The following is a 24,960-nucleotide window of genomic DNA, read 5'->3' as shown; positions in this document are numbered from 1 at the left end:
GAGATTTTAAAATTAACTCTTATGAGACAACTTAGTATGACTTATCGTAAGTTGGGTTATACCTATCGGCAGACTAACGCCAACGTACCTCAACTCAATTTACTTAAATTACTCCTTTTGTTTTGGTAAAGTCAGTATTTTTTGTGCTTCATCTTCAGATAGTTGCTCGATTTCTGCTAAAGCTTTAGCTAACATTTCCTCATCTTTTTGTTGTGTAATTTTTTGTACGATTGCAACCGCTAATTCGGCAACTGTAGGCGCATTAAAAAAGCTTTTATAAGGCAATTCTACGGCAAAAGTCTTACATAACCGAGCAACAAAGATAGTTGCAAATAAAGAATCACCTCCCAATTCAAAAAAGTTATCGTGTATTCCTACTCGTTCGATTCCTAATATTTCTTGCCAAATCTCAGCAATACTTTGCTCGATTTCATTGGTAGGAGCTACATAACCATTGCTCAAATGGGGGCGATCGCGATTCAATTTAGATACATCTTTTTGGGTTAATTGCTTTTCCTCTTCGGAATTATTTGAATAATTTTGTTCTGTGCGATTGCAAAAAGTTTGGGTTGAAACGATCGCTTGAGGCATCCCCTTACTCCCCAAAATTCGGCTAAAAGCTTCGATTCCCTCTTCATAACTCATTGCTGCTGTCAGTGTTTCTCCGGTAATCTCTTGGTGTCTCGCTTCGACAGCAACCGCCATACCAAGACCATTCCAACGATCCCAGTTAATCGAAATAACGTTTTTGCCTTCTTGGGAAGCGCTATAACGAGCAAAAGCATCGATAAACGCATTTTCAGCCGTATAATCGACCATTCCCGCCGTACCGATAAAAGAACTTAGCGAGGAACAAAGGACAAAGAAATCTAATTCGGCATCCTTAAACAGAGACTCTAATACGCGCGTCCCCGTTACTTTCGGTGCAAAAGCGCTGGCGATCGCATCTGGCGTTCTAAGTTGAATCGTACCGCCACCTGGCACTGCTGCGGCATGGATTACCCCATGAATGCAACCGAATTTTCGATATACTTGCGCGATCGCGGTTGACATTTGATTATAATCGGCAACATCAGCCCTTAAGATCGTTAATTCTGCGCCTAATGCTTCTAAATGCTGCAATTTAAGGATTTTCTGACTCGTATTATCTCCCTCATCATGAGTCGATAGCCATTCTTGCCAATGTTGGCGATTGCAAAAGCGCGATCGTCCAATTAAAATCAGTTTTGCGCGTACCGTCCTTGCTAAATAGTCTGCTAGCGCTAATCCAACGCCTCCCAATCCCCCTGTAATTAAATAGACTCCTTCTTGTCTCAAGGGGACATTTTCTGCAAAGGTTTTATCTAATCTGATGGGTTCGACAGTTTGTATCCAGCGATTTATCCCTCGATAGGCGATAGCGCGATCTGGAGAATAACTAGTAAATTCGGCTAATAATTGGTCAACCAGTCGATTTTCCGAGGTGAGAGCAACATCAATACTACGACAAGTAATATTTGGATATTCTAGTGGAATGACTCGCACTAAACCGAGTAATAGCGCTTTCTCTGGACAAAGTAATTCTGAATTTGTCACCTCCTGCATATTATTCGAGACGACATCAATTTGTATGGCATCGGTGAGATGTTGTTCGCCGATCGCTTGTGTTAGAAATAACAAGCTGTAGAAACTCGATATTTCTGTGTTTTTCGAGTCATTATTCGGCGTAACATTCCACAAATGGACGATTTTGTTAGGAATTGTTTGCTGTTTGCGTAGTTCTTTAAACAGCGTCTCGTAATCCTCTCGCTGTTGAGGAGAGATCTGATAATCGCGATCGCCATGACACGCGAACTGTTGGCCAATTTTTACAATAATGACATCTTGTTTTGCCATAACGAGCTTTTGGGCGATGTTCTCTCCTAAACCGCACTCATCAACGAATAGCAACCAAATATCACCAACTTTGCTAGAAAAGCGCTGAGGCGGTAGAGAACGTTTCCAAGAAGGAATATAAAACCAGTCGCTCAAATCGGGTTTTTGCTCGGATAAATTATGATTAGAAGCTTGCGCTAGCAAAACCTGTTCGCCAAAAGTCGCCGTTTCCGAGATGACATCTACTCGCTCAAAACCGCGCGATCGCAATGCTTCTTGCCACTGTTGTTCGGATAAAAACGGATTGCCTCGACTCCGTTGTCGATCTTCTAAAGGATTCATTAATAGAGCATCGGTAATGTCAAAATTCAATTGAGGTGCAACGATTTCCCACAAGATTAATAAACCCCCAGGCGCTAATAAAGAACGAACATTTTTGAGCGTTGTTTCGATATTCTTAGTGACGTGCAGCACGTTAACAGCTACTACGACATCAAAGCTATGATGGGAGAATCCTTGTTCGGTTGGGGGTTTTTCGATATCTAGGGAACGATATTCGACAAAAGGATAAGCGCTAAATTTCTGTTGAGCTTGCTTGAGAAACCAACCGCCTACATCGGTGAAAGTGTAGGTTGTTTGTGAAGGTAGGATGGGGAGCAATTCTGAGGTAGCAATTCCCTGTCCGCCTCCAATTTCTAAAATTCTCAGCCTTTTATCCGATGGTTGCGATCGCACTAACTCTTCGATGGTTGTCCGCATGATGCTTTTGAGATAGGCATTCAAAGGCAACTCAGCAGTTATCTCCTGGGTTTTGTTGCCTAGTTCGATAAATAATTCCAACGGTTCTTGTTTTCCCGTCAGTACAGATGCGAGGCGATCGCCAAAATGCTCGATTCCCGCTAACATTTGGGAAGATGCCCATTCATTTCTAATAGTCTTTAGATTCTCTTGAGAACAAGGGATAAAGTGACTAAAATTGTCGTTTTGGCGCTGTAATTGACCGCTTTCCACCAATACATCCAGCCAGCGACACAGCAATTGTCGATAGCGAGGCAGAATCCCAAAGCGATCGCATAATTCCTCAACAGAATATTTCTCAGAAGGATTCTCAAATGCTCCCAAACGTACGAGAGTTTGGTTAATATAAGCAACGCATAAACGATCCAAACATTGTTTGTTCTTGAGATAACTTTCTTTGTCGAGTTGCGAGATTTGGTTGCGAGATTGTTTTCGCGCCGCTTCTAGCAAAGAATCCCAAATGGATTGAGGTTGTTGCTGTTTTGGGGGTTCAATCCAGTAACGCTGACGCTCAAAAGGATAGGTTGGGAGAGGAATGCGATAATGTTTGCGATCGCCCCTAAAACCCGACCAATTAATATTAACTCCAGCCATCCAAAGACAACCCAAAGTATTGAGGAGAAAGGCTGAATCCGATTGTTGTTCTTGCGGATGGCGAATCGAAGTGAGGACTAAGCGATCGTCGCTTTGGTGTTGCTTGGCAAAGGTAGATAAAGTCCGTCCCGCCCCGACTTCTAATAAAATACGTTCTGGTTGCTTCATTAATTCTGCAATCCCCGCGCTAAAACGCACGGGTTGGCGCAGGTGTTTTGCCCAATAGTCGCGATCGCAAGCTTCGGCAGCAGTAATCCAAGTCCCGCTAACGTTAGAAATAAAAGGAAATTGGGGAGGATAAAGCTCTATTTGGCGCAACTGTTCTGTAAATGGCTCGATAATGGGTTCGACCATAGAAGAGTGAAAAGCGTGGGACGTATGCAAACGCCGACAAGGGATTTCTTGCGCCAGTAATTTTTGTTGCAATTGTTCTACTGCTGCGATCGTTCCCGAAACCACACAAGAAGACGGCGCGTTGATACCTGCAATAGATAATTCCGTCCCCAACCAAGGTTGAATCTCTGACTCAGAAAGTCGCACCGACAGCATCGCGCCTGCTGGTAGTTGTTGCATCAACTTTCCTCTAGCAGCGATTAGCGTCAAGGCATTTTCCAACGAGAAAACCCCTGCTAGGGTTGCAGCAACGTATTCGCCGATGCTGTGCCCGATCGCGGCTTCTGGTCGCACTCCCCAAGACATCCACAATTGCGACAGCGCGTATGCGATCGCAAATAAAGCTGGTTGGGTTATAAAGGTTTGGTTGAGTTGCTGTTGAGTATCTATCTCATCAGGGTAGACGATCTGGCGTATATCTAAATTTAAATGCGGTTTGAGGAGTTCGGCACAGCGATCGAACCAGTAAGTAAAAACGGGTTCGTTTTGATAGAGTTCCCGCCCCATATTGACGTACTGCGATCCTTGTCCGGGGAACATAAAAACCACAGGACGATGAGAGGATTGGCAAGATTGTGTCAAAATATTTTTAGGATCTCTAGATTTCAGTGCTTGCGCTGCATCCTCAAGATTTCGACAGACCAACATTCGACGATAATTAAAAGCTTTGCGACCGACTTGAAGCGTATAAGCCACATCTGCTAAATTCAACTCCGAATGCTTATCCAAATGTCGAGCTAAATTATCTGTAGCCGTCTCCAACGCCGATTCCGTTTTCGCGGAAAGCACTAATAGCTGCCAAGTTAGATTTTGGATTAATTCTCCTTGTCTCCTTGTCCCCTTGTCCCCTTGTCCCCTTGTCCCTCCTTCCTCTCTCTGCCCTCTGCGTCTCTGCGCCTCTGCGTGAAATTCTTCCAAAATGACATGAGCATTCGTACCCCCAATCCCAAAAGAACTAACCCCAGCACGGCGAGGAGTGCCATTCGTTTTCCATTCACTCAGTTGAGTATTAACGAAAAAAGGACTGTTGGCAAAATCGATTTGAGGATTAGGCTGCTCGAAATGCAAGCTAGGCGGTATCTGTTTGTGTTTTAACGCTAAGACAGTTTTGATTAAACCTGCTACTCCCGCCGCCGCGTCTAAATGCCCGATATTGGTTTTGAGCGATCCAATAGCACAAAAGCCTTTTTTCTGAGTCCCCCCTTGAAAAACTTCCCTCAAAGCGGCTATTTCGATGGGATCTCCTAGCGCGGTTCCCGTCCCGTGAGCTTCAATATAAGTAATCGTTTCGGGTTCGACCTCGGCGATGAGTTGCGCCGTTGCGATCGCCTTGGCTTGACCCTCAATTCTCGGCGCGGTATAACTTACTTTGAGAGAGCCATCGTTACTAGTAGCAGAACCTTTAATCACAGCATGAATCGTATCTCGATTGGCGATCGCATCTTCTAATCGCTTCAAAACGACAATACCGACTCCTTCACCGCCTACAATGCCACCTGCTTTAGCATCAAAGGCGCGACAATGACCGTCACGAGAGTGAATTCCGCCTTCTTTATAAAAATAGCCCGTTTTTCGAGACGCACTAATAGAAACGCCTCCCGCCAGCGCCAGATCGCATTCGCCATTAAGCAAGCTTTGACAGGCTAAATGAACGGCAACTAATGAAGTCGAGCAGGCGGTTTGTATGGTATAGCTAGCTCCGGTTAAATTGAGTTTGTAAGAGACGCGCGTCGCTAAATAATCTTTATCTCCCGCGATCGCGAGTTGATGAAAATCGACAGAATTAACAATATTTGGATTTAAATAAGCATTAAGTAAGTAACCGCTCAAACTAGAGCCAGCATAAACCCCAATCGAACCAGAATCGGTTTCCGAATTGTAACCCGCGTTTTCTAGCGCTTCCCAAGCACATTCCAAAAACAGGCGATGTTGCGGATCGGTAATTTCTGCTTCTTTGGGACTAAAACCAAAAAAGGCTGCGTCGAATAATTCGGCATCTTCTAATACTGCTCTTGCTTTGACGTAGTTGCGATCGCTGAGAACCGATTTATCGATTCCCTCAGCTAACAGTTCCTCATCGCTAAAAAACGAAACTGACTCCACGCCATTCTGTAAATTTTGCCAAAATTCCTCTAAATTTTTTGCCCCAGGGAAACGTCCTGCCAATCCAACGATCGCGATTTCCGAACCATTAGTATTCATAAGCTATTCCACATTTAATTTGCATATTAATTAAGCTAAAAATGAATTCAGGAGTAGAGACGCGATATATCGCGTCTTTACAGGAGTTCAGGATTAAATAGTCTACCTTGTCTCCCTTGTCTCCCTTGTCTCCCTTGTCTCCCTTGTCTCCCTTGTCCCTCTTGTCCCCCTTGTCCCCCTTGTCCCCCTTGTCTCTCCTACTTCCTCTCCCATCGATCTAATTTTTTCAAGGCGCTTTCTTTGTCGTGCTTTTCCAGATGCGATTTTTTCAGTTTGAATCTCGTCTACAGAAGAGGATTTTTCCTCGTTGGTTTGACTCAAAAATGCTGCCAAAGAACTAATTGTTGGATATCTAAATAAATCGAGCATTAATAAATCTTTCGGATAAATTTCGCGTAATTGGCTATAAATTCGAGCAAGCAACAAAGAATGTCCGCCAAGTTCAAAAAAGTTATCGTGAATGCCAATTTGTTCGAGATTGAGCGCTTTTTGCCATACTCCAGCCAGAGTTTTTTCGATCTCGGTTTGAGGCATTACGCAAGCAACTTCTAACTCTGGACGAAGGTTATCTGGTACGGGAAGCGATCGCCTGTCGAGTTTCCCATTGCGCAATAAAGGTAAAGCTTCGAGGATAATGAAGTGAGAAGGGATCGCGTAATCTGAGAGTCGTTCTTTGAGAAAACTGCGCAGTTGAGTTATTGTTATTTCTCGTTCTGAATGGGGACTGACATAAGCAATTAAACGTTTATCGCCTCGTTCTTCCCACACAATCGCACACTCGCGCACGTCGGGATGCTGGCTTAATATTGCCTCGATTTCGTCTGGTTCGATGCGAAAACCGCGTATTTTAATCTGGCGATCGCAGCGTCCGAGTAGTTGAATATTGCCATCATTAAGATAGCGAGCTAAATCGCCAGTTCGATACAGACGCGCTCCTACTTGCGTACTAAAAGGATTGGGAATAAACTTTTCGGCAGTTAGTTCTGCTCGATTGAGATAGCCTCGCGCCAGACAAACACCGCCAATATAAAGTTCGCCCGGTACGCCAATAGGTGTAGGATTTAAATGCTTATCGAGTATATAAACCTGTGTGTTGTCAATGGGACGACCGATAGGCACAAAAGAATATAATTGGTCGCTATTACTACTCGCTCGATAAATAGTTGCTCCGATTGTCGTTTCTGTGGTTCCGTAAGCGTTAATCCAGTCGATGCGATTCCCGACTAATTGTTTCCACAGCGCTAGTTTGTCAGAACGCGCTTGTTCGGTTCCGACGATGACTAAACGCAGCGTAGGAGGTAAGGGGGTTTTTGTGCGATCGAGTTCGGACACCCACTCATGCCAGTAAGCAGTCGGTAAATTAAGAACTGAGATCTTTTCTCGTTCTATAAACTCAAGAAAATCGCTAAAAACGATTAACGAATCCGGTTTGATAACAACTGTCGCGCCGCTCGACCAAGCTGAAAATAACTCTTCTGCTGCAACGTCGAAGCTCACAGAAGCAAATTGAAGAACGCGATCGCGATTTTGTAATTGATAGGCTTTAGCCGCAGCAAGACTATTATTGACTAAAGCTTGGTGCGTAACTAAAACTCCTTTGGGTGTCCCCGTCGAACCGGAAGTATAAATAATATAAGCAAGGTTTTTCTCGCTGACGTTGCTATCTAAATTCGCTTCGTCGCCATCTAAATCGATCGCCTGCAAACGCTCTTTGGTCAGCACCAGCAAAGGTTTTACATCCGCCAAAATTAGATTCAATCTTTCTGACGGATAAGCCGGATCTAGCGGCACGTAAGCGCCACCCGCTTTAAGAACGGCTAGAATCGCGATCGCCATCTCTAATCCTTTCTCCAAACAGATCCCCACTGGAACATCGGCTTTTACACCCAGAGAGCGCAAGTAACGCGCTAGTTGATTTGCAACAGCATTTAATTGCCAATAAGTCAAGGTTTTATTGGTAAAAGTTACTGCGATCGCATCGGGGGTTTGCCTTACTTGTTCTTCAAATAAGCTGTGTATGCAAGGATCGATTTTGGATTTTGGCGCTGCTCGGACGCCGATGCTCCTCCCGCTTCGCTGTCGCTCGCGGAGCGTGCGCGTCGGTCGCTTGCTGAGTGCGCGGCGGTTTTGGATTTTGGATTGATTAAACTCGACCAATAATAAATGTCGTTCGGCTTCTGTAAGAATCGGTAACTCGGAAATTCGTCGTTTGGGGGTAGCGACAATACTTGAGAGTAATGTCTCAAAATGCTCCAGCATCCGAGCGATCGTAGCTGTATCGAACAAATCGGTACTGTATTCTAATGACCCATAGATTCCCTGCGTTCCTTCTGCGACAACCAAGCTTAAATCGAACTGCGCCGTCTCTTTTGGGATATTTAATGGACTGTAAGTAAGCTCCGCAAGCTCAAAATTACGCAACGGTGCGTTTTGAAAGGCAAACATGACTTGGAACAGGGGATGATGGCTCAGATCCCGTTGCGGTTGCAATTCTTCAACCAATACCTCGAAAGGCACGTCCTGACGAGCATAAGCGCCTAAAGTCACCTCGCGCACTCGTCCCAAAAGTTCGCGAAAACTGGGATCGCCTTCTAAATTAGTACGCAACACTAAAGTATTGACAAAAAAGCCAATTAACCCTTCAATTTCGGCTCGGTTGCGGTTGGCGATCGCAGAGCCGACTATAATATCTTCTTGTTCGGTATAGCGATACAACAGGACTTTAAAAGCTGCCAACAAGGTCATAAACAGGGTTGTCCCTTCCTGACGGCTTAAAGCGTTTAGTTCTTGAGATAATTCGGATGAGAGGGAAAAGGATTGAGTAGCGCCGCGAAAACTCGGTACTTGGGGACGCGGGCGATCGCTTGGCAACTGTAAGATCGGTAAAGTACCGCCTAGTTGCTTTCTCCAGTAATTGAGTTGTGTTTCCAAGACCTCTCCTTGTAACCACTGTCGCTGCCAGAGAGCAAAATCGGCATACTGGATGGGAAGTTCGGGTAATGCAAAACCTCGATAGAGCGCCATCAACTCTTCTAGCAGCACTCCCAGCGACCAACCATCTGAGATGATATGGTGCATGGTTAGTAGAATTGCGTGTTCCGTCTCTTCTAACTGCAATAGAGTGACTCGTAGGAGTGGAAGGCGATCCAGTTGAAATTGCTGTGCGTGCGCGAGCGCCATTCGCTGTATTTCTGCTTCCTTTTGCGTTTGGGAAAGCTGTTGCAAATCCACCACAGGAATTTCTAGCGTCAAAGTCGGCGCAATCTCTTGTACGGGTTGTTCTTCTACCGTAGTAAAAGTGGTGCGTAAGATTTCATGGCGGCGTACAATTTCGTTGAAGCTTTTTTGTAAAAGCGCGACATTGAGCTTACCTTTTAAGATCGCGGCAGTAGATATGTTGTAAGCGGCGGAACTTTCTGGTTGTAATTGCTCTAAAAACCAGAGTCGCTGTTGGGCAAAAGAAAGCGGGATGGGGGTTTGGCGCTCGCGTCGAGGTAAAATTTTAGACGGCTTGGTTGCTGCTTCTTGCTGTAAAGCTTTTAGCAGGCGCGATCGCTGTTGGGGAGAGAGATTTTGTAACCGTTGTAGGCGATCGCTAGTCATCGGCAAACCTCCTCATCGTTAGTAGGTATTTGGGCGGCAATTTTAAGCTGGTCTTCTAAAACTGCGTCGATATCGCTTTCGGTGGTAAGCGGGTTAGCAAGGACGGCACGCAAAGCAATAGTCGGTCTTCCGTCGATTTCGATAGTTGTGCGAGAAACGAAAGTTCTACCCGTCTGAAGCTGAAGACTTTGCAAGCATTCGTTAAATCGATCGAGCTTTTGGTTATCTAATTCTGTTATTTGTCCCGCAGCTACTTTTTGTCTCCAAGGCTGAGGAATATAGCGATATAAAAGAATATTAATTTCTGGTGCGACCAACAATTCAAATTCAGCTTGTTTGCGAATGCAGTCTGCCATGTATCGAGCTTTGCGGATACCTTCATCAATTAAAAATTCATACCCTTTTTTCCCGATAATTTTTAGGGCTGCTTGTAAAAATAAAACCATACCCGGACGAGAACCTTCTAGGGCGCGCTTTCCCAAATCGATTGAATCTTTGCGGATGGTATAGGGAGCGCATTTTTCAATATTCTTTGCCAGGTAGGGATTGCGGAATAAAACCATGCCAATACCCATCGGTAAATACAGTTGTTTGTGTCCGTCGATAGTGACTGAATCCGCCATTTCGATACCAGCCAGTTTTTCTCGGTGTTGGGGAGAAAATATAACTGGCCCTCCCCAAGCTGCATCGACATGAAAATGAATGTTAGCTTCTTGGGCAATTTCTGCCATTTCTAAGAGTGGATCGATCGCGCCGCAATCGGTAGTTCCAGCAATGCCTACTAAAGCGATAATTCGTTGACCGCGATCGCGACAGGTTTGAATCGCTTGTCGTAGTGCCGATAAATTTAAACGTCGATCGCGATCGACGGGAAGTTTAATTAAACTCTTCTCGCCGATGCCTAACAATCCCGCTGCCTTATCAAAAGAATAGTGCATTAGCTGCGAGCCAATAATCGCCGCGCCTTCGCATCCATAAGCATTAAATGCAGCCGTCAGACCTTCGTTTTCGATGCCTGTAAACCCTTCTTTTGAACCTAAGACAAAGTTACGAGCGCACCAAAGGGCGGTAAGATTGGCAAGCGTACCGCCAGTAGTCAGCACGCCGAGCGTACTTTCGTTTTTTTGGATGTGAGTTTGATAAAAATCCTCAGCAAAATCGTAAATAGAGCGGTGAATCGTTCCCAAAACCTGACGCTCCAACAAGCTAAAAGATTTTGAGGTTTCCATCTTGACGACGTTTTGATTGAGCGCAGTCATCAGCTTCCCTAGAGGACGAACGAAATAGGGAAGTGCGGAAGTCATGTGACCGATATAGCGAGGCGAATAAGTATTAATGGAGTGTAAAACTACATTTTCCGTTAAATCCTTTAAATAGCTGCTGAGATCGGAAGTTTCTGCCGAAATTTGACTTTCTCTAAATTGTTCGACAATCGAACCGAGATCGAGATTGGTACTGATGCGATCGCGCCTTAAGAATTCCTCGGCGATCGCGTCAATTTCTCTTTCGATCGACAAGGCGCGATCCGAGCTAGAGAATAGTTCCAGAATGCAGTCTTCTATGCAGTTGTGTCTATCTAATTGCGCGATCTCTTCTTTCATTTAATGCACCTTTAGTTGGATTAATTCCGCTCTGTAGGGGCGCATGGCGTGCGCCCTCCCTCCTCTTAATTAAGGTGAGGAGTTTCCTTAGTTAGGGGGGCGAAAACTCGTTGTTAACTTGCTCTAGGCGATCGAGCATGGCATCGAAATCGACCGAATCGGCATTAAGCAGGATCGCTTCTTCCACCTTTTGAGCCAAACTGCTAATAGTAGGAGCGATAAACAAATCTTGTAACGATAACTCCACTCCAAAACTGTCACCGATGCGCGACATCAACTGTGTCGCCAACAAGGAATGACCGCCGAGAGCAAAAAAGTTATCTTCAATTCCAACTCGATCGACACCCAAAACACGACTCCAAATCTGCACGAGTTCTATTTCAGTGAATGACTGAGGCGCTACAAAAATGTTTTCTTGCTCTGGGCGATCGCGATCTGGCGCGGGTAAATCTCGACGGTTTACCTTACCATTTGGCAATAGCGGTAGTCGATCAAGAAACACAAAAGCAGTAGGAATAGCGTACTCTGGTAACATCCTTTGAAGGAAACGACGCAGATCGCTCGCATGAATCTTTGATTCTGAAACCACATAAGCGACAATTTGCTGTTGGGGGCGATCTTCCCGTATCGATACGACGGTTTCTTTTATTTCTCGATGTTTAACTAATGCTGCTTCAATTTCTCCTAGCTCGATGCGGTTTCCGCGAATCTTGACTTGGTTATCGATGCGTCCTAAGTATTCTAAATTGCCATCGTCTGAGAAACGAGCTAAATCTCCAGTCCAATAAAGTCGCGCTCCTGGTACATCGCTAAAGGGATTGGGGATAAACCTTTCTGCTGTGAGATCGGAGCGATACAGATAACCTCTCGCTAGATTTTCGCCGCCGATATACAGTTGACCTCTAACGCCAATGGGGACGGGTTGTAGGTTCTCGTCTAATAGATAAACTTGCGTATTGGCGATCGCTCGACCGATACTAACACAAGAATTTTGTTCGCTCAGATCGCAACAAGTCACATCAGCAGATACCTCGGAAGAACCATATAAATTTAAGAGGGTACTTTGTGGCATCGCCTGTTGGAATCTTTGCCATAGTTCTAAAGAAATTGCTTCTCCACTCGTTACCCACAAATTTAGATGGGGAAGTCGTTCTTGTAGGTTTGTGTCTGCATCCAAAAGGGCACGTAGCAAGGAAGGGACGAGAACGATTCTAGTGACTTTATAGCGGGCGAGGGTGGCGATTAATTGCGGCGGATCTTTGACAACTTTGTCGGGAATAATCGCGATCGCAACACCTTTGAGTAATGCCCCAAAAATCTCCCAAACGGAATCGACAAAACCTAAAGAGGTTTTCTGACAACAAATTTCTCCTGCTGTAAAAGGATAGGTTTGCCACATCCACTCAAAGCGGTTGACAGCGCCTCGATGCAAACCCAAGACAGCTTTGGGCGTTCCCGTCGAACCGGAGGTATAAATAGCATATAGGGCGTTATTTAGAGTAGTTCGATTGACTGGATTATCTTGTTTTTCGCGAGCGATCGCCTCTTCATCTTTATCTAGATAAACGATCTTTGCTTTGCATTCGGGAATGGCAACTAAGTTTTGTCGCGTCAGCAAGATCGGCACTTGGGAGTCTTGTAACATAAATGCCAGCCGATCTGGGGGAGAATAGGGATCTAGGGGCACGTATGCGCCGCCTGCTTTCAGGATGCCGAGTAGTGCGATTATTGTTAGGGGAGATCGCTCCAAACAAACGCCAACTAACATTTCTGGTTTGACTCCTAGCGTTTGCAAGTAATGTGCCAGTTGATTTGCTTTATTGTTAAGTTCTCGATAGGTTATTTGTTCTGACTCGAATATTACTGCTATTTCATCGGGAGTTTGTTTTACTTGTTGCTCGAATAGAATATGGATACATTGTTTTTTGGATTTTGGATATCCTTGTTGTCGTTGGAAAGACAGGGCGGTTTCATTCGTTGCGTAATCCGCCGGGAAATCAATTTCCCTGCTCACATCTAAAGTCGGTTTAAACGAAGTCAGAGGAGGCTCCGCCGTCTCACGGCGGAGTATCTCTGACCGACTTCTTTTATTAGCCAAGGAATTAATTCCTTGGCGGATTGAGGGATTTTGGATTTTGGATTGATTAAACTCGACTAATAATTGCTCTCGTTCCGCTTCTGTCAAGATGGGTAAAGTGGCGATCTCTCGCTCCGGTGTAGTAACAATGCCAGAAAGTAGGATCTGGAAATGCTCTAACATCCGCGCGATCGCATTTGCCTCAAACAAGTCGGTACTATATTCCAAACTTGCTGTCAGTCCATCGTCTGTATCGACTAGATAAAGCGTCAGATCGAACTTAGTCGCTCCCGTTTCGCTATCGAGAGGTTGCACAATTAAATCTGGCAACTCTAGAGGCGGCATTGGGGCATTTTCTAAAACGAACATAACTTGAAATAACGGCGCGCGACTGGTGTCTCGTTCCAATTGCAATTCTGATACCAATTTTTCAAAAGGTAAATCTTGATGGGTGTAAGCTTCCAAAGTGACTTCGCGTATCCGTTGCAGCAATTCTAGAAAACTGAGATTTCCCGATAGATGAGTTCGCAAAACCAAGGTATTAATAAAAAATCCGATGAGATTTTCAATCTCTTGTCTGTTGCGATTGGCGATCGGCGAACCGACTATAATATCTTCCTGACCCGTATAACGATAAAGTAACGTCTTAAATGCTGCCAAGAGAGTCATAAAAAGCGTTACTCCCTGTTTTTGACTCAACGCCTTAATTGACTCGGCGAGAGTCTTGGAAATTAGGATAGATTGCGTCGCACCTTGGAAAGATTGTACTGCTGGACGCGATGGCGTCGGCAATTCCAAAACCGAAGGGTCGCTCAATTGCTTTCTCCAGTAAGCGAGTTGGGTTTCTAGGACGGTTCCTTGCAACCAATTTTGCTGCCATAAAGCAAAGTCTGCATACTGGATGGGCAATTCGGGTAGTGGCGAAGGTTTTCCCTCACAAAAAGCGTTATAAAGTGCCGCAACTTCCCGCACGAGGATGCCTGTTGACCAACCATCTGAGACAATATGGTGCATGGAAAATAACAATACGTTTTCTTGTTGAGAAAGTCGCAATAATGTTAGGCGCAGGAGAGGATCGCGGACTAAATCGAAGCCTTTTCGCGCTTCTTGGGCAGCTAAATGCTGTACTTCGATTTCTCGCTCCGATTCGGTTAAATGCTGTAAATCGATGACGGGTAGGCTAAGTTTAAAAGGCGCTGCGATTTTTTGGCAGGGTTTTCCTTGTTGGCTAACAAAATTGGTGCGTAACGCTTCGTGGCGGCGCACGATTTCGTTAAGACTATTGAGTAGTGCTGTTACGTTGAGTTTTCCACTAAAACGAATCGCTCTAGAAAGATTATAAGCACTGCTAGGATTAAGCTGTTCTAGAAACCAAAGTCTTTGTTGAGCAAAAGATAGGGGCAATTCTCGATCGCGTTTGCTTCTAACAATTGCTGGCACTTCTAAATCTTTTCCCGCCTTCATTGCGGTTTCGATTTGCTTACCTAATTCCACTACTGTCGGCATCTCAAACAGTTGGCGCAGCGATAGTTCTACTTTAAAAGCTTTACGCAAACGAGAGATGACTTGAGTTGCTAGCAGCGAATGTCCGCCTAAAGCAAAGAAGTCGTCGTAAATATTTACTTGCTTGAGATTGAGAATTTCAGCCCAAATACTTGCAATAACTTCCTCGACTGGGTTGCGAGGTGGAACGAAATTGTTAGATAATTCATCGCGATCGGGTAAAGCATTGCGATCGACTTTACCATTAGCAGTTAATGGAAGTGCCTTAAGCGCGATAAAGGCAGATGGCACCATATATTCAGGTAATTTCTCTTGCAAGAAGTGGCGTAGATCTTCTACAAGCGTGTTTTGAGCTTGTTTTGGGACTACATAAGCTACTAAGCGTTGTTCTTCTTTTACTACCACTACCGCCTGTTGTACTTGTGCGTGTTGGCACAATACCGCCTCAATCTCTTCTAATTCGATGCGAAAACCGCGTATTTTTATCTGACGGTCAACTCGTCCTAAAAACTCGATATTTCCATCGGGTAAATAACGCGCTAAATCTCCCGTTCTATACAGTTTTGCTCCCGCTTGAAAAGGATTGTCCAGAAATCGCTCTTGGGTTAACTGTGGCGCATTTAAATAGCCGCGAGCTAATCCCGCTCCCGCAATGTAAAGCTCGCCTGGTACGCCTATCGGCACGGGTTGCAGGCGAGCGCACAACACATAAACTTGCATATTAGCTAAAGGACGACCGAGGGGAACGGTTTCAGCGATGGAACGCTCTTTAACTGGATAAGTCAACACTCCCACTGTCGTTTCTGTGGGGCCATAGTGATTGAGGATGCGACATGACGATTGTTGTTGAATTTGTTCGATTAAATCCCAATTCGCCGTTTCTCCTCCCAAAACGAGTAACTGTTTGGGTAATATCGCTTTAGCATCGACAGATGCTATCAATGCTGCAAGATGAGAAGGTACAATCTTGAGACAGTCGATCCCGTGTCGTTGAAAATAATCTGCTAGCGCTTCTGCATCGGTGGCGCGTTGTTGCGAAATGATGTGGAGACAACCACCAGTACATAAGGCTGGAAAAATCGCAGTATTGCCCAAATCGGCGGAGAAAGTGGAAACAGTGGCATAACTCGCACCAGTTGGTAAAGCGAGTTTTTCTTGGATACTGTAGAGATAGTTCGTTAGTTGTCGATGTTCGATCGCGACTCCTTTGGGTTTGCCTGTGGAACCGGAGGTAAATATTATATAAACGAGGTTGTCACTCTTTACTAAAGCGTTTGGATTGGTTGTTTCCTGTTTGTCAATTATTTCTCGATTTTTGTCTAAACAAACTAAACGAGCGTTGCTTTCTGGCAGTTTTTCAATTAAGGTTTGTTGGGTCAAGATTACTGAGATTTGTGCATCTTGTAACCGCGTGGCTAAAGCTTCTTTAGGCAAGGATAAATCTAAAGATAAATAAGCTCCACCTGCTTTGAGAATGCCAAGAATACTAACAATTGTATCGAGCGATCGCTCCAAACCAATTCCTACGATTGTTTCCGCTCCAACTCCTAACAATTGTAAATAGCGAGCAAGTTTATTTGCTTTACAATTTAGTTCTTCATAAGTGAGTTTTTTTTCTTCAAAAACAACGGCAATGTTATTAGGTGTTTTCTTTACTTGTTCTTCAAAAATTTGGTAAATACACTTATCAATCGGAAAATCGGTTTGAGTGTCGTTCCATTCTACTAATAACTGTTTGCGATCGCTCTTGTTTAGGATTTCTAAATCTGCGATCGGCTTTGCCGCTCCCCGGAGGGGAATCGCGATCGTTTGATTTTCTATAACACTCGTTAATAATGTTTCAAATTGTCTGGCTAGGCGTTGAATATCTTCACAAATAAAGCAATTAGTATCGTAATCAAATTCTATGATTAAATCATCTTGTTTTTGAATGCAAGTTAGGTTTATTTTAAATGATTCGATACAAGTATAATGTTGGATTAATTCAAAAAATACATCATTTTTTAAGTATTTTTGAGGATATTTAACAAACTCAAAACCAATAGGAAATTTGATTTCTCGCTCAAAATAATCTTGCCATTCTTCGACTTCATTTATGATAGTTTGAGTTTTTTCTAAAAGTTCTGAAAAGCTTAGATCGGCATTCAACTGACAGGAAATAGGTAGATACTTAACAAATAAGCCTAGTGTGTTCTGTAATTCTTCATATTCTCTATTATCGTAAGCTTTAGCGATAATAATTTCTGAGTGTCTAGTCAATCGCCACAGCAGAACTTGCCAACAAACTAGTAACAATACATCAAGAGAGATATTGTAATTTTGTGCTAATTCTTTTGACTTTGTCGTTATATCGGATGCGATTACGCTCCGCGTATTATCAAATGCGATCGCGACACTAAAGCTTTCCAATTTTAAGTTATTATTTATATTAATTTTACGTTCAAAAGGTAACTTCAGTTTATTAATTGCTGAAAAATCTTGATGCCAACAATTCTTTCCTGTTTCTGCTTCTTTGTCTTCTAATAATTGATTTTGCCATTCTGCAAATTGAATGTATTGTACGATTTCTTCAGAAGTATTTATTCCACTATCAGAATAAGCTTGCCCAATTTCCTTAACGAGATTATTGAGAGTCCAGGTATCAGCACAAAGAGCAGGTACGTTAACGAGTAAAATATGTTTGTCAATTGATAGTTTGATTAAATCTAAAGCTAAGCTATTTCCTTTTTCTAGATCGAATTGACGTTCTCTTGTCTTTTGAAATAACAAATTAATAGTATTTTGTTGCTCTCGGTCATCGAAATCGCACAAATCGATTTCTTCCCAAAAAAGATTGCAATTGTCCTCCACCACCATAACCGGAATTTTCATTCCTTCAAGACGGCGAAAACTGGTGCGAAGAATTTCATGTTTGGCGATGACTTTTTGTAGGGCAGTTTTTAAAATTTCTGCTTGAAGATTGCCTTGGATGAGAATAGCAGCTTGTACATTGTAAACAGAACTATCTGCTTGCAATAACCAAAGGCGTTTTTGTTGAGGAGAAAGCCGAAAACCTTGAATTGTTTCTGTCATTTGTTTTTTGTCATCGGTCATTGGTCATTTGTCCTTTACCCGCAAAAGTTCTAAAATTCTCAAACTATCTCAATAAAATTGCCTATTCACTGTTCCCTATTACCTCATCTTCGCAAGTCATTTAAAAGCGTGACAACTTATTAGTTAACAGTAACCATTTCACCCATTGCAACGACAATTTTGCGGGGTTCGATATAGGGATTGCGCCCGTGAGCCGCTAGCATATTATCAAGCATCAAAATATCGTCTTTTTGCCAAGGAAAACTAACTGTTGCTTGTTGATAAATAGCTTGAATTTGAGTCATAACCGAATCCTCAATAGTGGAACCATCGCCGTAGTAAACATTGCGCGGTAATTTATCCTCGCCAAACAAAGATAGCAGCGATTCTCTAACTTCCAAATCCAAACAGGATATGTGGTGTAACTGTAACTGATTGAAAAATACTAATTCATTGGTTTTGGGATGTTTTGCGATCGCCCGACTGAGTTTGCGAGTTCTCAAACCGCCATCAGGAAGCCATTCACACGCGATCGCAGCTTGACGGCAATAGTCTTCTACTTCTGTTTTATCCTGGGTATGGAAAAACTCTTGCCAGCTTACATCTAATCCTTCAGTGTAGTTGCGAACGTATAGTAATTGCTTGGCGAGGAACTTTTCGCGCAGGTTAGGATCGAGGAGGTGATAGAGTTTACGACAGTCTACAATCGGAGTCTCGCCGCCTTTAGCTGCTGGTTGAACGCAGAAAAACCAAATCTTTAATGGAAAACGATGTAAATGCGAGCTTTCGTTGTGGAATAGGATAGCTTTGTCGGGTGGATAAGGAGTCGAACCATAAACTTTTCCTCCTATTCTTTCGCGCGGTAAATCGCCGTATTCGCCGAATAATTCAGGACAAATTGCTTGAGCGAATTGTTCAAAATCAGGGATAGAATCTAGTGGAAAATCTCGAAATAGAATTGCTCCGTGTTTTAACAGTTGTGTCTCAATCAATTCTCGATTGTTTTTCGCCCACGCGATCGCGTCAATCTCACTAACCCTTGGTTGAATAACTAATGGGAAAGTCTGTCCTGGTTGGAGATAATCTAAATTAACTAACTGTCCCGACGAGAGACTAATCGCTTTGGGAGCAATGTTAACGAACTTGGCACGCTTAAAAGCTTTTTGCTCTTTTTGTTGCATTGCTTGTTGTTGTCTTTCTGCTAGGGGTAGTATTTCTAAATCATTTATTCGCGCATCGGGATGAGTGACGATGCTTTCGAGTAACGTCTCGAAGTGAGTCGTCATGCGAGCGATCGCGCTAGCATCAAACAAATCTGTACTGTAGTTCCAAGTACCGACTATTCCCCCATCGGTTTCTTCCATGAATAGGGCGAGATCGAATTTCGTCGTATAGGAGGGAATCGCTACGTTTTGTATCGTAAGTCCCAAAAGCGATCGCGCTGGCATTGGCGCATTCTGCATGACGAAAAGAACTTGGAATAATGGCGTAGGTTGTAATTTTCGTTCCGGTTGCAATTCTTCTACCAGCTTGGCGAAGGGTAAATCTTGATGGGCGTATGCACCCAAAGCAACCTCGCGCACGCGATTTAGTAATTCTCTAAAACTGGGATTGCCCGACAAATCAGTACGCAAAACTAGCAAATTGATAAAGAAACCAATTAATCCTTCAGTTTCAGTGCGGTTGCGGTTAGCAACATCGGTTCCAACGATGATATCGTCCTGTTTGGTATAGCGGTGCAGCAGTGTTTGAAATGCTGCTAGCAATGTCATAAACAACGTGACATTTTCTTGGTGCGAAAGATTTTGTAGCGCTTGAGAAAGATTTGCTCCCAATGTAAAAGAATAGTCTGCGCCTCGAAAACTCGGAACTTGGGGGCGAGGACAAGAGATTGGTAAATTCAACCTGGGAAGACTGCCTTTAAGTTGTTGCTTCCAGTAAGAAAGCTGGGATTCTAAAACTTCTCCTTGCAACCATTGCCTTTGCCAAACGGCGAAGTCGCCATATTGAATCGGGAGTTGGGGTAAGGTTGCGGTTTTTCCCGTACAAAAAGCTTCGTAGAAAGTCGTTAACTCTCGAATTAAAACCCCCATCGACCAACCATCAGCAATGATGTGGTGCATTGAAAAAAGCATCAGATGCTCGGTTTCTTCGATTTTGAGCAGCGTTACCCGCAATAGCGATTCTTTGCTCAGATCGAATGGGCGTTCTTGTTCTGCGGTAATTAGCTGCTGGCGATCGCGCTTTTGCAGTTCGATAACAGGCAAGTTGAACGTTAGAGTCGGCGCGATCGCTTGTACGGGGCGATCGTCCACTACCGCAAACGTGGTGCGCAAGCTTTCATGACGCTGTACGATCGCGTTAAATGCTCGTTCTAACGCCGATACATTAAGCGTCCCAGACAATCGAACCACACCAAAAATATTGTAAGTAGGGTTGCCCGGTTCTAGTTGGTCGATAAACCAAAGTCGTTCTTGAGCAAAAGAAAGGGGAAAATAGTTAACACCAGCTTGGCGAGGAAGGCGAGGAATTGTCTGCTTTTTGACAACATCTTTATCCTTATTCATCAGCTTCAACTCAAGCAATGCTAACTTCTCTGGCGAGAGTTGGTCGATTAGCGCTTGTAACTCGCTGTTTTTTTCTTGACTTTTAGCACTCTCTCTGCGCCTCTGCGCCTCTGCGTGAGAATCAAACAACCCTTTTGAATACAACATAACATTAGAAACAACTGCCTCGATCGCCTGACAAACCTCAGTCACCGGATCGATCCCTACAAATCTACCTGCCAATTCTTGACAGCGTTTTATAACAGCAGGATCGAGCATTTGTTGTAAACTCTGCGCGATCGCGTCTGGTTTCCATTGCGGTTGTGCAAAACACTCGCCAACTCCCAGATAATTCAAGCAAGAACCCGTATAAAGGCGATCGGCACCGATTCCTAACACTAATTGCGGTACGCCAGCAACTAACGCCTGTCCGCTAGTCACCAGTCCGCCGTGATGGATAATTGCCCCTATGTTTGGCAAGCAGTTTGCCAGCGACGGTAAATATTCGACCCACTTAACCTTATTGGGAAGGTTTTTTGGTACTAAGTGTTTATGTTTTGTCACCACCAAACCCGAACGATCTAAAAGACGACAAGCTTCTACACTGACAGCAAAAAATTGCTCTCCTGCAAGTGCAGTTGTACCCCCTGTAATGAGAATGGGAGATTGTTCTCGATCTAAGAATTGAGGAATGTTAGTAGTGGTTTCATCGTGCCAAATAAAACCAGGTTGTAACACTTCTGGCGATCGCTCGTTAGGAGGAACAAACCAATCGGGCCACAGTCCTATCGTTTTTTCAGGAGAATTTCTCAGCCACTCTTTCCAATCGGTTATCGGTGATAAGCCGATTTTTGCGCCAATTCGATTGATTTCGTCGCTTAATACCGATTCAATTAATTCCTCAACTAATGACATGGTAGAAAGATGGCTCGGCGAAGACATCACTGTCACTAAGGGAATATTGAGCTTTTGGGCGGCAAAACGAGCAGCAATACCTGGGGTCGATCGCGCTACTATAACTGTATCTTGTAGGTGCGATCGCTCGGCAATTAAACGATATTCTGAGATAACTTTGGGCAAAACATATCGCTGATAAATCGTCAAAAAACCTTGCGGACTATTAAACAAATGTCCGTCACTAGTAAATCGTTCAAACTCATCAGGAGTATCTAGAGCGATAAAATCTAAACCAGCTTGCGCGACGGCATCTTGGAAAGAGCAATTAGTTATTAAAGTAACCTTGTGACCTCGCGCTTTTAGTGCAGTGCCGATTTTAATAAACGGATACACTTCCCCATGCGACCAATGCGTTGTTAAGAGTATGTTTGCCATTAACTTTCTCCTGAAACTCGATTAACCGCTATCAGCGCTTCCTCGTCCGATAGTTCGCCTAATTCTTCTAAAAAAGAGGCAATTTCTTCATCATCTTGCCCTTCAAGTTGGTACTGTCTGATAACTTTCGCTAACTCAGCGATAGTAAATCCCACAGTAAAGATCGATTTTAGGGGTAGCTCTACCTCGAAGTAGCTGCGAATGCGAGATAGTAGTCGAGTTGCTAAGAGTGAATGTCCTCCCAGTTCAAAAAAGTTGTCGTGGATGCCAATGCGATCGAGGTTGAGAAGTTCAGACCAAATTTCTGAGAGTGCTTTCTCGATGGGAGTGCGAGGAGCGATATAAATGGCTTCTAGATGGGGTCTAGTTGGCTCTAAGGCGGGTAATGCTTGGCGATCAACTTTTCCATTAGCTGTTAGGGGTAGCGCGTCCAGCAAGACGAAAGACGATGGAATCGCGTAATCTGGCAATTTATTTTGCAACCATTGGCGTAAATTGGTTGTCATGGAGTCGTTATTTCCCAGACGCGGCACTACATAAGCAACTAAACGTTTATCTCCAGAAACTTCTTCTCTCGCCAACACTACGACCTCAGCAACATCAGGATATCCTGCTAATACTGCTTCAATTTCCCCTAATTCGATGCGAAAACCCCGTATTTTAACTTGTTGGTCGATGCGCCCTAAGTATTCTAACTCTCCATTAGGCAAGTAACGCGCCATGTCTCCGGAACGATAAAGACGCGCTTCTGGAGCGTTACTAAATGGATTGGTAATGAACTTTTCTCGTGTTAACTCCGGTCTGTTTAAATAACCTCTCGCCAACCCCGCACCGCCGATGTAGATTTCGCCTGGAATGCCGATAGGGACGAGTTGTTGAGCTTTATCGAGTAAATAGACTTGTAAATCGGGAATCGGACGACCGATCGCGCTTCCAGTGTTTTTTTCTATATCTTCAATCGATAGCGATCGATAGGTTACATGGACGGTAGTTTCCGTAATTCCATACATATTAACCAACTGCGGGGATCGATCTGAGTGGCGATCGCACCACGGTTTCAAGCTTTGCAGTTCTAATGCTTCTCCACCAAAAATAACAAAGCGCAGTTTTAAAATTTTAACTCGTTCGGGAGAGTCTTCGACTCGTATCAGTTGGCGAAAGGCAGAGGGAGTCTGATTGAGGACTGTCACCTCTTCTTGCGCTAACAATTCATAAAAAGCTTCGGGAGAACGACTAACCCAGTAAGGAACGACGATTAAACGTCCTCCATAAAGTAATGCTCCCCACATTTCCCACACCGAGAAATCAAAGGCAATGGAATGAAAAAGCGTCCAAACATCGTGTTGGCTAAAGTTGAACCAAGATTGAGTAGCGCGAAAGAGGCGAATGACATTGTGGTGAGTACACAAAACGCCTTTAGGCTGACCCGTGGAACCCGACGTGTAAATGATGTAGGCTAAGTTGTCAGGGGTAACTTCTAGGTTTGGACTATCTTCTTGTGTAGATGAGATTTCCTCTAATGCGATGAGTTGTACTCGCGTTTGGGTAAATCTCTCTAATAAATGCTTTTGAGTCAGTACCAAGACAACTTGAGCATCTTCTAATATAAAATTCAACCGTTCTTGAGGTTGAGTTGTATCCAGAGGAACGTATGCACCGCCTGCTTTAAGAATTCCTAGAATACCAGCTACCATTTCTAGAGAGCGATCCACACACAAACCGATTTTGTCTTCCGGTTTGATGCCTTGAGAATTTAGATAATGAGCGATTTGATTCGCTTTTTGGTTGAGTTGTCGATAAGTTAATTGTCGATCTTCAAATTCGATCGCGATCGCATCTGGTGTCTTCTCTACCCACTCCTCAAATAACTGATGCAAACAAGTATCTTGAGGATATTCGCTGCCGAGTTGATGCCATTCTTTCAGTGTATCGCGTTCTAGCTCAGTCAGCATTGGCAAGGATGAAATCACACAATTACTGTTAGCGAGAATGCTTTCTAGCAATGTTTGATAATGTCCCAGCATTCGCTCGATTGTAGCTGCATCGAATAGATCGGTGTTGTATTCTAGCGTCCCAGTCAGTTGACCATTTGTTTCTTGCCAAGAAAACACTAAATCAAAAAATGCTGTTTGGTTTTCAACCTCTAAAAGATTTAATGTTAGATCCGGCATTGCTAAAGCTGCTTCTGGAACGTTTTGGAGGGAAAACATAACTTGAAATGGGGAGCGATCGCTTACACTACGATTAGGCTGTAGGGTTTCTAATAGCTTCTCGAAAGGTAAATCTTGATGTGCGATCGCGCCTAACACGACTTCCCGCATTCGTCCCAAAAATTCCCGAAAAGTCGGATTTCCTGACAAATCACCGCGCAATATCAAAGTATTGACCAGAAACCCAATCAGATTTTCAACCTCAGCTTGGTTGCGGTTAGCGATGGGAGATCCGATTAAAATATCTTCTTGTTCGGTGTAGCGATGCAACAGTACATTAAATGCAGCTAAAAGCGTTACAAATAAAGTAACTCCTTCGCGACGACTGAAGTCTTTTAATGCCTGGGTGAATGCGTGAGGTAAAGTTAAAGACGCACTCGCACCTTGATAAGATCGATCTGGCGATCGCGAGCGATCTGTAGGTAAATTTAATAAAGGAAGTTCGCCTCGGAGTTGCTGTTGCCAGTAGTTGAGTTGCTTCTCTAATACCTCTCCTTGTAACCAATCTCGCTGCCAAAGGGCATAATCTGCATACTGGATGGGAAGTTCTAGCAAAGGCGAAGGTTTTCCCGTACAAAAGGCGGAGTAAAGTGCTGCTAGTTCCCGAAATAAAACGCCTCGCGACCAAGCATCGGCGATAATATGGTGAGTCGTCAACAGCATCAGGTATTCTGTCTCGTTTAATGTTACGAGAGTGATTCTCAGTAAAGATTCTTGCGTCAGATCGAATGAATGTTTTTGTTCTTGAGTTATTAATTCTTGTATGGCGCGATCGCTTTTGGGTACATTTTGCTGCAATAATACAAATTTAGGTTCGTCAGAAATAACTTGAACTGGTTGACCTTCTATTGTGGTGAAATTTGTTCGCAAAGTTTCGTGACGTTTGACGATCTCTTTAATGCTATCTTCTAGTGCTTTTACATTTAGTTTTCCTTTAAGGAATACGGGAACGACAATATTGTAAATAGGAATATTAGATTCTAATTGGTTTAAGAACCATAGGCGTTCTTGAGCAAAAGACAAAGGCACATAATTGGCTTTTTCTCTTTGATAAATTGTTAAGTTTTTGGGTGAATTTAAACCTTTTTGTTTTAGCCGCTCCTCAAATAAGATTCGCTGTTCTGGCGAAAGCGCTGCAATTCGTTGAGTTAAATCTTTCATAGTTAATAAAATTA

General features: G+C 43.7%; 6 protein-coding genes. All 6 read right to left on the bottom strand.

Translation table 11 applies throughout. The features are described 5' to 3' along the window. Positions 1-108 precede the first annotated feature (108 nt). The 6 genes from NIES593_RS17350 to NIES593_RS17325 all read right to left on the bottom strand — a co-directional run bounded on the left by NIES593_RS17350 (position 109) and on the right by NIES593_RS17325 (position 24,946). Entirely contained in the window at positions 109-5,841 is a 5,733-nt protein-coding gene (locus tag NIES593_RS17350; RefSeq protein ID WP_073600777.1) for a type I polyketide synthase, read from the bottom strand. 102 nt (positions 5,842-5,943) lie between these two features. Next, a complete protein-coding gene (locus NIES593_RS17345) occupies positions 5,944-9,444 on the bottom strand; it encodes a non-ribosomal peptide synthetase (RefSeq protein ID WP_073600776.1) in 3,501 nt (1,166 codons plus the stop codon). Beyond that, positions 9,441-11,045: an aminotransferase class V-fold PLP-dependent enzyme gene (locus NIES593_RS17340; protein ID WP_073600775.1), complete on the bottom strand. Its 1,605-nt coding sequence runs from the start codon at positions 11,043-11,045 to the stop codon at positions 9,441-9,443. The genes NIES593_RS17345 and NIES593_RS17340 overlap by 4 nt, the downstream gene beginning before the upstream one ends. Before the next feature lie 91 nt (positions 11,046-11,136). Beyond that, positions 11,137-17,718 (bottom strand): non-ribosomal peptide synthetase, encoded by a 6,582-nt coding sequence (locus NIES593_RS17335; RefSeq protein ID WP_073600774.1) that lies wholly within the window; start codon positions 17,716-17,718, stop codon positions 11,137-11,139. A gap of 119 nt (positions 17,719-17,837) precedes the next feature. Continuing rightward, entirely contained in the window at positions 17,838-21,575 is a 3,738-nt protein-coding gene (locus tag NIES593_RS17330) for a condensation domain-containing protein (RefSeq protein WP_073600773.1), read from the bottom strand. Then, positions 21,575-24,946, bottom strand: coding sequence for a non-ribosomal peptide synthetase (locus NIES593_RS17325; protein WP_139253735.1), 3,372 nt, complete (start codon positions 24,944-24,946; stop codon positions 21,575-21,577). Before NIES593_RS17325 ends, NIES593_RS17330 begins: the two co-directional genes overlap by 1 nt. Positions 24,947-24,960: the final 14 nt, after the last annotated feature.

This window comes from Hydrococcus rivularis NIES-593, from assembly GCF_001904635.1.
Lineage (GTDB): Bacteria > Cyanobacteriota > Cyanobacteriia > Cyanobacteriales > Microcystaceae > Hydrococcus > Hydrococcus rivularis.
This window is presented reverse-complemented; position numbering and strand designations above follow the sequence as displayed.

Excerpts from the sequence above, each read along its gene's own strand:
- NIES593_RS17350 (WP_073600777.1), bottom strand. The coding sequence starts at position 5,841 with ATGAATACTAATGGTTCGGAAATCGCGATCGTTGGATTGGCAGGACGT.
- NIES593_RS17345 (WP_073600776.1), bottom strand. The coding sequence starts at position 9,444 with ATGACTAGCGATCGCCTACAACGGTTACAAAATCTCTCTCCCCAACAG.
- NIES593_RS17340 (WP_073600775.1), bottom strand. The coding sequence starts at position 11,045 with ATGAAAGAAGAGATCGCGCAATTAGATAGACACAACTGCATAGAAGAC.
- NIES593_RS17335 (WP_073600774.1), bottom strand. The coding sequence starts at position 17,718 with ATGACCGATGACAAAAAACAAATGACAGAAACAATTCAAGGTTTTCGG.
- NIES593_RS17330 (WP_073600773.1), bottom strand. The coding sequence starts at position 21,575 with ATGGCAAACATACTCTTAACAACGCATTGGTCGCATGGGGAAGTGTAT.
- NIES593_RS17325 (WP_139253735.1), bottom strand. The coding sequence starts at position 24,946 with ATGAAAGATTTAACTCAACGAATTGCAGCGCTTTCGCCAGAACAGCGA.